Origin of the sequence: Streptomyces sp. SD31 (genome assembly GCF_052068475.1) — a bacterium.
GTDB lineage: Bacteria > Actinomycetota > Actinomycetes > Streptomycetales > Streptomycetaceae > Streptomyces.
In genome coordinates, this window is record NZ_JBQHCX010000004.1 from 498,641 (window position 1) to 509,302 (window position 10,662).

Annotated in this window: 11 protein-coding genes; 9 read left to right on the forward strand and 2 right to left on the reverse strand. The window is 71.5% G+C overall.

Features of this window, described 5'->3' with window-relative positions:
* The first annotated feature begins 168 nt into the window (after positions 1 to 168).
* On the forward strand, positions 169 to 1,272 hold the full coding sequence (locus tag ACTMVF_RS12000) for a WD40/YVTN/BNR-like repeat-containing protein (protein ID WP_441270932.1): 1,104 nt from the start codon (positions 169 to 171) through the stop codon (positions 1,270 to 1,272).
* 48 nt (positions 1,273 to 1,320) lie between these two features.
* Positions 1,321 to 1,644: a plasmid stabilization protein gene (locus ACTMVF_RS12005; protein WP_403345622.1), complete on the forward strand. Its 324-nt coding sequence runs from the start codon at positions 1,321 to 1,323 to the stop codon at positions 1,642 to 1,644.
* Positions 1,645 to 1,647: 3 nt separating this feature from the next.
* Here the strand turns inward: ACTMVF_RS12005 and ACTMVF_RS12010 are convergent, their stop codons facing one another.
* Positions 1,648 to 1,944: a YciI family protein gene (locus ACTMVF_RS12010; protein WP_403345624.1), complete on the reverse strand. Its 297-nt coding sequence runs from the start codon at positions 1,942 to 1,944 to the stop codon at positions 1,648 to 1,650.
* Positions 1,945 to 2,004: 60 nt separating this feature from the next.
* Here ACTMVF_RS12010 and ACTMVF_RS12015 point away from each other — a divergent pair, with 60 nt between their 5' ends.
* Entirely contained in the window at positions 2,005 to 2,703 is a 699-nt protein-coding gene (locus ACTMVF_RS12015; protein WP_441270933.1) for an endonuclease V, read from the forward strand.
* 88 nt (positions 2,704 to 2,791) lie between these two features.
* Positions 2,792 to 2,938 carry a morphogenic membrane protein MmpA gene (mmpA, locus tag ACTMVF_RS12020; protein WP_441270934.1) on the forward strand — a complete coding sequence of 49 codons (147 nt, stop codon included), beginning with the start codon at positions 2,792 to 2,794 and terminating at the stop codon, positions 2,936 to 2,938.
* Between the two features lie 6 nt (positions 2,939 to 2,944).
* On the opposite strand, the gene ACTMVF_RS12025 is transcribed toward mmpA, so the two are convergent.
* Positions 2,945 to 4,129 (reverse strand): saccharopine dehydrogenase family protein, encoded by a 1,185-nt coding sequence (locus ACTMVF_RS12025; protein ID WP_441270935.1) that lies wholly within the window; start codon positions 4,127 to 4,129, stop codon positions 2,945 to 2,947.
* 92 nt (positions 4,130 to 4,221) lie between these two features.
* On the opposite strand from ACTMVF_RS12025, the gene ACTMVF_RS12030 reads away from it, so the two are divergent.
* The 5 genes from ACTMVF_RS12030 (at position 4,222) to ACTMVF_RS12050 (ending at position 10,512) form a co-directional block, all read left to right on the forward strand.
* Positions 4,222 to 4,602, forward strand: a complete 381-nt coding sequence (locus ACTMVF_RS12030; protein ID WP_441270936.1) for an MmcQ/YjbR family DNA-binding protein — start codon at positions 4,222 to 4,224, stop codon at positions 4,600 to 4,602.
* Between the two features lie 128 nt (positions 4,603 to 4,730).
* Positions 4,731 to 5,891 carry a CaiB/BaiF CoA transferase family protein gene (locus ACTMVF_RS12035; protein ID WP_441270937.1) on the forward strand — a complete coding sequence of 387 codons (1,161 nt, stop codon included), beginning with the start codon at positions 4,731 to 4,733 and terminating at the stop codon, positions 5,889 to 5,891.
* A complete protein-coding gene (locus ACTMVF_RS12040) occupies positions 5,888 to 7,030 on the forward strand; it encodes an acyl-CoA dehydrogenase family protein (RefSeq protein ID WP_441270938.1) in 1,143 nt (380 codons plus the stop codon). Before ACTMVF_RS12035 ends, ACTMVF_RS12040 begins: the two co-directional genes overlap by 4 nt.
* 42 nt (positions 7,031 to 7,072) lie before the next feature.
* Positions 7,073 to 8,287: an acetyl-CoA C-acetyltransferase gene (locus ACTMVF_RS12045; RefSeq protein ID WP_441270939.1), complete on the forward strand. Its 1,215-nt coding sequence runs from the start codon at positions 7,073 to 7,075 to the stop codon at positions 8,285 to 8,287.
* 50 nt (positions 8,288 to 8,337) lie between these two features.
* Positions 8,338 to 10,512 carry a 3-hydroxyacyl-CoA dehydrogenase NAD-binding domain-containing protein gene (locus tag ACTMVF_RS12050; protein ID WP_441270940.1) on the forward strand — a complete coding sequence of 725 codons (2,175 nt, stop codon included), beginning with the start codon at positions 8,338 to 8,340 and terminating at the stop codon, positions 10,510 to 10,512.
* Positions 10,513 to 10,662: the final 150 nt, after the last annotated feature.

Genomic DNA, 10,662 nt, shown 5'->3' on the forward strand with positions numbered 1-10,662 from the left:
TGGTAGAGACGACGGAATCAGCCAATCCGTGCACCGTGGATTCGAGTGACCTCTGTCACCGCCGTCATGCATGGGAGTGGCTCGTTCGTCCCAGGTGCCCCGGAAAGTCATATGTGGTCCTCGGGGTCATCTGGACGATGCCGGGGTGGTCGGCTAGCTTCGCCCGCCATGAGGCGTTCGGGGAGCACGCGACGGTCGGGGCGTACGTTTCGGACAGTGGCCGCGGGGGTGGCGTGCGGGGCGGCGCTGGCCGCGCTGACCGCCGTACCCGCGCAGGCGGACCAGCCGGAGCGCCGGGCTCCGCACTGGGAACTCAAGGACAGCGGCACGCCCGAGGTGCGTTTCCGCGGGCTGTCCGCGGTCAGCCGGAACACCGCCTGGCTGGCCGGAACCCAGGGCACCGTCCTGCGCACCACCGACGGCGGCGCGACCTGGCGGAACGTCTCGCCGCCCGGGGCCGGCGATCTCCAGTTCCGGGACGTCGAGGCGTTCGACGCACGACGTGCCGTGGTGCTGGCCATCGGAGAGGGCGAGGCGTCCCGCGTGTACCGCACGCAGGACGGCGGCGCGACCTGGACCGAGTCCTTCCGCAACACCGACGCGCGGGCCTTCTACGACTGCATGACCTTCTTCGACCACCGCCACGGCCTGGCGATGAGCGACCCGGTCGACGGCAGGTTCCGCATCCTGTCGACCAGCGACGGCGGCCGCTCCTGGCAGGTGCTGCCCGGCGACGGGATGCCCGCCGCGCTGGAGGGCGAGGCCGGCTTCGCGGCGAGCGGGCAATGTCTGGTCGCCTCCGGGCGCAAGGACGTCTGGCTGGCCACCGGCGGGGCCGCACGCGCGCGCGTGCTGCACTCCACCGACCGGGGGCTCACCTGGACGGCCGCCGACACACCGGTCCCGGCGGGCGACCCGGCCCGCGGTGTCTTCGCGCTCGCCTTCCGCGACCGTACGCACGGCCTCGCGGTCGGCGGCGACTACCGCCCCGACCAGGCCTCCCCGCAAGCTGCCGCCCGTACCGGCGACGGGGGCGCCACCTGGCAGTCCGCCGGGATGCCGGTGAACGCCTACCGCTCCGGCGTCGCCTGGCTCCCGCACAGCCGTACCGCCGCCCTCGCGGTCGGCCCCACCGGCACCGACCTCACGACCGACGGCGGGCGGACCTGGCGGACCGTCGACACGGGCTCGTACGACACCGTGGACTGCACACCGGACCGGGGCTGCTGGGCCGCGGGGGAGAAGGGCCGGGTCGCACGGTGGGAGGGCTGACGCCGGAATGTGGGTACTCGGTCGCCGACTGCGAGAGGAGTGACTCATATGCCAGCCGGTTCGAGCTCGAAGCGGGAACGCCAGTACGAGCACATCAAGAAGAGCGCCCAGGACCGGGGCGAGAGCACCTCGCGCGCCAAGGAGATCGCGGCGCGAACGGTGAACAAGGAGCGCGCACGGTCCGGCGAGTCCAAGACCGCCAGCCGTACGTCCACCCAGGACATGTCCTCGGGCAAGCGGGGCGGCCAGCGGTCGGGCAAGGGTTCCCAGGGGCCCACCTACGACCAGCTGTACGAGGAGGCCAAGAAGCGCAACATCCACGGGCGTTCGGACATGAACAAGGGCCAGCTCAAGCAGGCGCTGGGCAAGTGAGGCTCAGCCGGGCGTCTCGCGGTGGCGCTCGAGCTCCGGAGCCGTCTTCGTGGCGGCGAACTCGGTGATGCGATACGCGCAGACGCCTGCGCCGACGAACGGGTCCGTCGCGGCGATCGCCTCGATCCGCGCCCGATCCTCCGCGACGGCGAGGATCACCCCGCCGTCGCGGGGATTCTTGCGTCCCGACGCGAGGAACGTCCCCTTCTCGTACTGCTCGTCGAGCCACGCCACATGGGCCTCCAGCACGGCGTCGACGGCATCGAGCGGGGCGGTGTAGGTCAGCTCGAGTACGAACATGATCACGAGCGTACCCCCGAGCCCGTCGCGGCCCCAGGGCCCCGTACCCTCGTCCCCACCATGACGACCGTACGCATTCCGGCGGGCTGGCCCGCGACCGAGGAAGAGGCCCGCGCCGTCCAGGACGAACTGCGGGAGCGGGTGGTGCTCGACCAGCCGGGGCCGCCGCCCGGAGCCGGGCACGTGACCGGGGTCGACGTGGCCTACGACGACGAGCGGGACGTGGTCGCCGCGGCGGCGGTCGTCCTGGACGCGGCGACCCTCGAGGTCGTCGCCGAGGCCACGGCCGTCGGCCGGATCTCCTTCCCGTACGTCCCCGGCCTGCTCGCGTTCCGCGAGCTCCCCACGGTGCTGGCCGCCCTCGACGCCCTGCCCTGCGCGCCCGGCCCGGTCGTCTGCGACGGCTATGGCCTCGCCCACCCCCGCCGCTTCGGCCTCGCGAGCCACCTCGGCGTCCTCACCGGCCTGCCGACGATCGGCGTGGCCAAGAACCCCTTCACCTTCACCTACGACGACCCCGCCCCCGAACGCGGAGCGTCCGCGTCGCTCATGGCGGGCGACGAGGAGGTCGGCCGCGCCCTGCGCACCCGGAACGCCGTCAAACCGGTCTTCGTCTCGGTCGGCCACCGCGTGAGCCTCGACAACGCCTGCGCCCATACGCTCGCCCTGACCCCCGGGTACCGGCTCCCGGAGACGACACGCCGCGCGGACTCCCTGTGCCGACGGGCGCTGAAGGAGGCGACCGGTCCCGTCCTTTAGCTCGCTGCCCTGCCCTGGCGGACTGAGTACGTCGACTGAGTACCCGTACGGATGTGGCCGGCCTGCCTGGATCGGCAGGCTGGGCCGCATGACGACGCACCGCGCCCCGAAGCCCCTTGCCGACCCCGACCGCCCCGTCGAGCGTGCCGTGACGGCCGCGCTGGTTCTCGCCCTGGTGGCGGGGTTCGCCTGGATCGGCGGGATGATCTTCACCGTGGCGGGGTGGACGCTGTAGGACCGGTCAGCGGGTCGCGGCCACCCGGAACGTGATCCCCGCCGCCCGCAGCCGCTCGATCAGCGCGTCCCCCATCGCGACCGCCGTCGTGACCTGGCCGGCCGTGGGCGGCAGGTCGTCGAAGGTGAGGGACAGGGCCGACTCGGCGAACATCTTCGCCGTCTCGCCGTACCCGGGGTCACCGCCCGCCACCTCGGTGAAGACCCGTCGGCCGCCGCCCTCGCCGACGAAGCGGACCGAGAACCAGCTCTTCGCGCGCTTCTCGGGGCTCGGCCCCTCGCCGGGCTTCAGCCGGTCGGACAACCAGCGCCGGGCGGGCGGCAGTTGGGCGGCCGTGACGAGGGCGCCCATCGCGGCGACCCCGCCGACGGCGATGGGCAGATGCCGTACGGCGGCGTAGTGGCGGTAGCGGAAGTCGGGGCCGTAGCGCTCCAGGGCCCGCGCGGATCGCTTGACGATCTGCGGGTCGATCGTCGGCAGCGGCACCGCCCAGGCGCCCACCTCCTTGGCGAACCGGGGCGCACCCGTCGGCGCGAGTGCCCGGCGTCCCATCAGCCGCGGCTCGTGGCGGGCGCGGTCGCGGGCGGCGGTCAGCATTTGGCGTCCGCGCGAGAACTGGTTGAGCGCCGACGCGAACGTGCCGCCCGAGAAGGTGGCGTCGGCCGTCACGAACCCGTCCACCGCCAGGGGTACGCCCTCCGGCAGCTGCTGGACGGTGAAGTACGCGCCCAGGTCGTGCGGGACCGAGTCGAAACCACAGGCGTGCACCAGCCGCGCGCCCGTCTCACGCGCGCGTGCGTCGTGCCGGACGTAGGTCCGGTCCACGAACTCCGGCTCACCCGACAGGTCGAGGTAGTCGGTGCCGACGTCCGCGCAGGCGGCGACGAGATCCTCGCCGTACGTCACATAGGGACCCACCGTCGTGGCCACCACGCGCGCGTGCTCGGCGAGACGGCGCATCGAGGCCGGATCGGCGACGTCCGCCTCCAGCACCCCGATCCCCGCGCCGCCGGGCAGCGGCAGCCGCTCGCGCAGCCGCTCCAGCTTCTCCGTGCTGCGGCCGGCGATCGCCCAGCGCAGCCCCTCGGGCGCGTGGGCGGCGAGGTACTCCGCGGTGAGCGCCCCGACGAAGCCCGTGGCCCCGAAGAGCACGATGTCGTACGGACGGTCCGCCCTGTCCAGCCTCGTCATGACACCCCTCGGTCTCGCAGCACGCGCCGTTGTCGGTGGCCGAGGCTAGCGTGAGGAGTGCGGAGCCCGACGACGAGGCCGGGAGGTATGCGGTGGCCGTGCCCAGGAATGCCCTGAAGAAGTGGGAGAAAGTGCGTGAGTTCGCCCTCGGGATGCCGGGCGCCGCCGAGGAGTTCCCCTGGGGCGAGACGGTCGCGAAGGTCAACAAGAAGGTGTTCGTCTTCCTGGGTGTCGACGACGGCAGCTATCCGCTGGGCATCACGGTGAAGCTCAAGGACGAGTCGGCCCACGCCCACGCCCTGACGTGCCCGGGCGCCGAGCCCGCCGGATACGGCCTGGGCAAGTCGGGCTGGGTGAGCATCCCGCTGGAGCAGAAGGGCGCTCCGGCGGCGGAGCTGCTGTGTGACTGGGTGGAGGAGAGCTACCGCACGATCGCGCCGAAGCGGCTGATAGCCGAGCTGGACGGGCGCTGATTCCGCCGCGGCGGTTCGCGGCCGGGCTTCCGGCGGGTAACTTCCTAAGCGCTTGCTCTTGTGTCCGTCGGTGCATCTTCTTAGCATCACTGGTGTTACAGCAGTTGTGTCACATACCTGGGGGCTGGATGGCAACGACGCCAGGACAGGGCCCGCTCACCGGCGTGCGCGTGGTCGAGCTGGCCGGCATCGGGCCCGGCCCGTTCGCCGCCATGCTCCTCGCCGACCTGGGCGCCGACGTGGTCCGCGTGGACCGGCCCGGCGGCACGGGACTCGCCATCGACACCGCGTACGACATCACCAACCGCAACAAGCGCTCGGTGATCGTCGACCTGAAGTCCCCCGACGGCCCCGCCCGCGTCCTCGACCTCGCCGCCCGCGCCGACATCCTCATCGAGGGCTACCGCCCCGGCGTCGCCGAGCGCCTCGGCGTCGGGCCCGAGGCCTGCCACGCCCGCAACCCGGCGCTCGTCTACGGCCGTATGACCGGCTGGGGCCAGGAAGGGCCGCTCGCCCACCGCGCCGGCCACGACATCGCGTACATCGCGCTCACCGGCACCCTCGGCATGATCGGCAGCCCCGACGAGCCGCCGGCCGTCCCCGCCAACCTGGTCGGCGACTACGCGGGCGGCTCCCTCTACCTCGTCGTCGGCGTCCTCGCCGCCCTCCATCACGCGCGCGCGAGCGGCACCGGCCAGGTCGTCGACGCCGCCATCGTCGACGGCACCTCCCACCTCGCCGCGATGATCCACGGCATGCTCGCCGCCGGCGGCTGGCAGGACCGGCGCGGCGCCAACCTCCTGGACGGCGGCTGCCCGTACTACGGCACCTATGAGACGGCCGACGGCAGGTACATGGCGGTCGGCGCCCTGGAACCCCAGTTCTACGACGAGTTCCTGGAGCTGCTCGGCGTCACCGACTTCGCCTCCGCCCGCAAGGACTGGGCCCGCTGGGACGAGCTGCGCGAGACGGTCGCGGCCCGCTTCAAGTCCCGTACGAGAGACGAGTGGACGGCCGTCTTCGAGGGCTCCGACGCCTGCGTGGCGCCCGTCCTGTCCCTGCGCGAGGCCCCGCACCACCCGCACCTCGCCGCCCGTGGCACCTTCACCGACCACGGCGGTATCACCCAGCCCGGGCCCGCGCCCCGCTTCTCGGCGACCCCGACCGCCGTACGGACCGGGCCCGCGCAACCGGGTGCCGACACGGCGGAGGTCGCACGCGACTGGGGCGTACCCGAGCTGATGGAGGGCCTCGAAGTGGAGGACACCGACATGAAGGGCCTCGAATGAAGCGGCAGATCTTCGCCCCCGACCACGACGCGTTCCGCGAGACCGTGCGTGCCTTCCTGGCCAAAGAGGTGCTGCCGCACTACGAACAGTGGGAGAAGGACGGCATCGTCTCCCGCGACGCCTGGCGGGCCGCAGGCAAGCAGGGCCTGCTCGGACTCGCCGTGCCCGAGGAGTTCGGGGGCGGCGGCACACCCGACTTCCGCTACAGCGCCGTTCTCGCGGAGGAGTTCACCCGCGCGGGCGCGCCCGGCCTCGCCCTCGGCCTGCACAACGACATCATCGGCCCGTACCTCACCTCCCTCGCCACCGAGGAGCAGAAGCGGCGCTGGCTGCCCGGCTTCTGCGACGGCTCGCTGATCACGGCCATCGCCATGACCGAGCCAGGCGCCGGCTCCGACCTCCAGGGCATCCGCACCCACGCCGAGGACCGCGGCGACCACTGGGTGCTGAACGGCTCCAAGACGTTCATCTCCAACGGCATCCTCGCCGACCTCGTCATCGTCGTAGCGAAGACGACCCCCGAGGGCGGCGCGCACGGACTGTCGCTGCTCGTCGTCGAGCGCGGCACGGCCGGCTTCGAGCGCGGCCGCAACCTCGACAAGATCGGTCAGAAGGCCCAGGACACGGCCGAGCTGTTCTTCCACGACGTACGCGTGCCCAAGGAGAACCTCCTCGGCGAACTCAACGGCGCCTTCGTCCACCTGATGACGAACCTCGCCCAGGAGCGCCTGAGCATCGCCGTCTCCGCGATCGCCGCCGCCGAGCACCTGCTGGAGATCACCACGGAGTACGTCAAGGAGCGCGAGGCCTTCGGCCGGCCGCTCGCCACCAAGCAGCACGTCCGGTTCGAGATAGCCGAGATGGCCACCGAGTGCGCCGTCACGCGCGCCTTCCTCGACCGCTGCATAGCGGACCACGACAGCGGCACGCTCGACGCCGTGCACGCCTCCATGGCCAAGTGGTGGGCGACCGAGCTGCAGAAGCGCGTCGCGGACCGCTGCCTCCAACTGCACGGCGGCTACGGCTATATGAGCGAATTCCCGGTCGCCCGGGCCTTCACCGACGGCCGCATCCAGACCATCTACGGCGGGACGACCGAGATCATGAAGGAGATCATCGGCCGTTCCCTGCTCGGCTGAAGCCCTGTTGCCCGGCTGACCCTCACCCCGAAAGGCTTACCAGTGAGCACCGAAGCGTACGTGTACGACGCGATCCGCACCCCGCGCGGCCGCGGCAAGGCGAACGGCGCCCTGCACGGCACCAAGCCCATCGACCTGGTCGTCGGCCTCATCCACGAGCTCCAGGGCCGCTTCCCCGGCCTGGACCCGGCCGCGATCGACGACATCGTGCTGGGCGTCGTCGGCCCGGTCGGCGACCAGGGCTCCGACATCGCCCGCATCGCCGCGATCGCCGCCGGACTGCCGGACACCGTCGCGGGCGTTCAGGAGAACCGCTTCTGCGCGTCGGGTCTGGAGGCGGTGAACATGGCCGCCGCCAAGGTCCGTTCGGGCTTCGAGGACCTCGTCCTCGCGGGCGGCGTGGAGTCCATGTCCCGGGTGCCGATGGCCTCGGACGGCGGCGCCTGGTTCAACGACCCGAGGACCAACCTCGCCGTCAACTTCGTGCCGCAGGGCATCGGCGCCGACCTGATCGCCACCATCGAGGGCTTCTCGCGCCGCGACGTCGACGAGTACGCGGCCCTGTCCCAGGAGCGGGCGGCGACGGCCTGGAAGGAGGGCCGCTTCGACCGCTCGGTCGTCCCGGTCAAGGACCGCAGCGGCCTCGTCGTCCTCGACCACGACGAGCACCTGCGCCCGGGCACCACCGCCGACTCCCTCGCCAAGCTGAAGCCGTCCTTCGCCGACATCGGTGACCTCGGCGGCTTCGACGCCGTGGCGCTGCAGAAGTACCACTGGGTCGAGAAGATCGACCACGTCCACCACGCGGGCAACTCCTCCGGCATCGTCGACGGCGCCTCGCTGGTCGCCATCGGCACCAAGGAGGTCGGCGAGCGCCACGGCCTCACGCCGCGCGCGCGGATCGTCTCCGCCGCCGTCTCCGGCTCCGAGCCCACCATCATGCTCACCGGCCCCGCGCCCGCCACCCGCAAGGCCCTCGCCAAGGCCGGACTGACCATCGACGACATCGACCTCGTCGAGATCAACGAGGCCTTCGCCGCCGTCGTCCTGCGCTTCGTGAAGGACATGGGCCTCTCGCTGGACAAGGTCAACGTCAACGGCGGCGCGATCGCCCTAGGCCACCCGCTCGGCGCGACCGGCGCGATGATCCTCGGCTCGCTCGTCGACGAACTGGAGCGCCAGGACAAGCGGTACGGCCTCGCGACCCTCTGTGTCGGCGGCGGCATGGGCATCGCCACGATCGTCGAGCGCATCTGATCCCCGGCGCATTCAGCGGTACACCAACAGACTTCAACGGAGACCCTGTCATGACACAGAGCACCACCATCCGCTGGGAACAGGACCGCGCCGGCGTCGTCACCCTTGTCCTCGACGACCCCAACCAGTCCGCGAACACCATGAACCAGGCGTTCCGCGACTCCCTCGCCGTGATCACCGACCGGCTGGAGGCGGAGAAGGACACCATCCGCGGTGTCATCATCACCTCCGCCAAGAAGACCTTCTTCGCCGGCGGCGACCTGCGCGACCTGATCCGGGTCACCCCCGAGACCGCGCAGGAACTGTTCGACGGCGGCATGGAGATCAAGCGTCACCTGCGCCGCATCGAGACCCTGGGCAAGCCGGTCGTCGCCGCGATGAACGGCGCGGCGCTGGGCGGCGGCTACGAGATCGCCCTCGCCTGCCACCACCGCATCGCCCTCGACGCGCCCGGCTCCAAGATCGGCTGCCCCGAGGTCACCCTCGGCCTGCTCCCGGGTGGAGGCGGCGTCGTGCGCACCGTCCGCCTCCTCGGCATCGCCGACGCACTGCTGAAGGTCCTCCTCCAGGGCACCCAGTACAACCCGCAGCGCGCCCTGCAGCACGGCCTGATCGACGACGTGGCCGCCACCCAGGAGGAACTGCTCGCCAAGGCCCGCGCCTTCATCGAGGCCAACCCCGAATCGCAGCAGCCCTGGGACAAGCCGGGCTACCGGATCCCCGGCGGCACACCCGCCAACCCCAAGTTCGCGGCGAACCTGCCCGCCTTCCCGGCCAACCTGCGCAAGCAGACGAACGGTGCCCCCTACCCGGCCCCGCGCAACATCCTGGCGGCCGCCGTCGAGGGCTCGCAGGTCGACTTCGAGACCGCACAGGTCATCGAGGCGCGTTACTTTGTGGAGCTGGCGGCGGGCCAGACCTCCAAGAACATGATCCAGGCGTTCTTCTTCGACCTCCAGGCCGTCAACTCCGGCGCCAACCGCCCCAAGGGCGTCGAGGCGCGGGGGGTCCGCAAGGTCGCCGTCCTGGGGGCCGGGATGATGGGCGCGGGCATCGCCTACTCGTGCGCCCGCGCGGGCATCGAGGTCGTCCTCAAGGACGTGTCGCTCGAAGCCGCGGTCAAGGGCAAGGGCTACTCGGAGAAGCTGTGCGCGAAGGCGGTCTCCAGGGGCCGTACGACGCAGGAGAAGGCCGACGCGCTGCTGGCGCGCATCACGCCGACGGCCGACCCTCAGGGCGTGGCCGGCTGTGACGCGGTCATCGAGGCGGTCTTCGAGAACCCCGAGCTCAAGCACAAGGTGTTCCAGGAGATCCAGAACATCGTCGAGCCGGACGCGCTGCTGTGCTCCAACACCTCCACACTGCCGATCACCGCGCTGGCCGAGGGCGTCGACCGCCAGGCCGACTTCATCGGCCTGCACTTCTTCTCGCCCGTCGACAAGATGCCGCTGGTCGAGATCATCAAGGGCGAGCGCACGGGGGAGGAGGCGCTGGCCCGCGCCTTCGACCTGGTCCGCCAGATCAACAAGACGCCCATCGTCGTCAACGACTCCCGCGGCTTCTTCACCTCCCGCGTCATCGGCCACTTCATCAACGAGGGCGTGGCGATGGTCGGCGAGGGCATCGAGCCCGCGTCGGTCGAACAGGCGGCGGCCCAGGCGGGTTACCCCGCCAAGGTCCTCTCCCTGATGGACGAACTGACGCTCACGCTGCCGCGCAAGATCCGCAGCGAGTCCAAGCGGGCCGTGGAGGAGGCGGGCGGCACCTGGGTGTCCCACCCCGCCGAGGCCGTCATCGACCGCATGGTCGACGAGTTCGAGCGCACGGGGCGCAGTGGGGGTGCCGGTTTCTACGACTACGACGCGGACGGCAAGCGGACGGCTCTGTGGCCGGGCCTGCGCGAGCACTTCACGCGCGAGGGTGCCGAGATCCCCTTCCGGGACATGCAGGAACGCATGCTTTTCTCCGAGGCGCTCGACACGGTCAGGCTCCTGGAGGAGGGCGTCCTGACGTCGGTCGCCGACGCCAACATCGGCTCCATCTTCGGCATCGGCTTTCCCGGTTGGACGGGTGGCGTGCTGCAGTACATCAACGGCTACGAGGGCGGCCTGCCCGGGTTCGTGGCACGCGCGCGTGAACTGGCGGAGCGGTACGGGGACCGGTTCACTCCGCCGGGGTTGCTGGTGGAGAAGGCGGGGAAGGGGGAGCGGTTCGGGGACGGGTGACGTCGGGGAGGGTTTCGCCCCCGCCGCCCCTACCCATTCCCGTCCCCTGGGGGCTTCCGCCCCCAGACCCCGCTTCGGCCCTGAACGGGCCTCGTCCTCAAACGCCGGACGGGCTGAGTACGTCAGCCCCTCCGGCGTTTGAGGAGCGGG

What these genes read in the sequence shown, in the direction of transcription:
- ACTMVF_RS12000 (WP_441270932.1), top strand. Translation starts at nt 169, where the DNA reads ATGAGGCGTTCGGGGAGCACGCGACGGTCGGGGCGTACGTTTCGGACA.
- ACTMVF_RS12005 (WP_403345622.1), top strand. Translation starts at nt 1,321, where the DNA reads ATGCCAGCCGGTTCGAGCTCGAAGCGGGAACGCCAGTACGAGCACATC.
- ACTMVF_RS12010 (WP_403345624.1), bottom strand. Translation starts at nt 1,944, where the DNA reads ATGTTCGTACTCGAGCTGACCTACACCGCCCCGCTCGATGCCGTCGAC.
- ACTMVF_RS12015 (WP_441270933.1), top strand. Translation starts at nt 2,005, where the DNA reads ATGACGACCGTACGCATTCCGGCGGGCTGGCCCGCGACCGAGGAAGAG.
- mmpA (WP_441270934.1), top strand. Translation starts at nt 2,792, where the DNA reads ATGACGACGCACCGCGCCCCGAAGCCCCTTGCCGACCCCGACCGCCCC.
- ACTMVF_RS12025 (WP_441270935.1), bottom strand. Translation starts at nt 4,129, where the DNA reads ATGACGAGGCTGGACAGGGCGGACCGTCCGTACGACATCGTGCTCTTC.
- ACTMVF_RS12035 (WP_441270937.1), top strand. Translation starts at nt 4,731, where the DNA reads ATGGCAACGACGCCAGGACAGGGCCCGCTCACCGGCGTGCGCGTGGTC.
- ACTMVF_RS12040 (WP_441270938.1), top strand. Translation starts at nt 5,888, where the DNA reads ATGAAGCGGCAGATCTTCGCCCCCGACCACGACGCGTTCCGCGAGACC.
- ACTMVF_RS12050 (WP_441270940.1), top strand. Translation starts at nt 8,338, where the DNA reads ATGACACAGAGCACCACCATCCGCTGGGAACAGGACCGCGCCGGCGTC.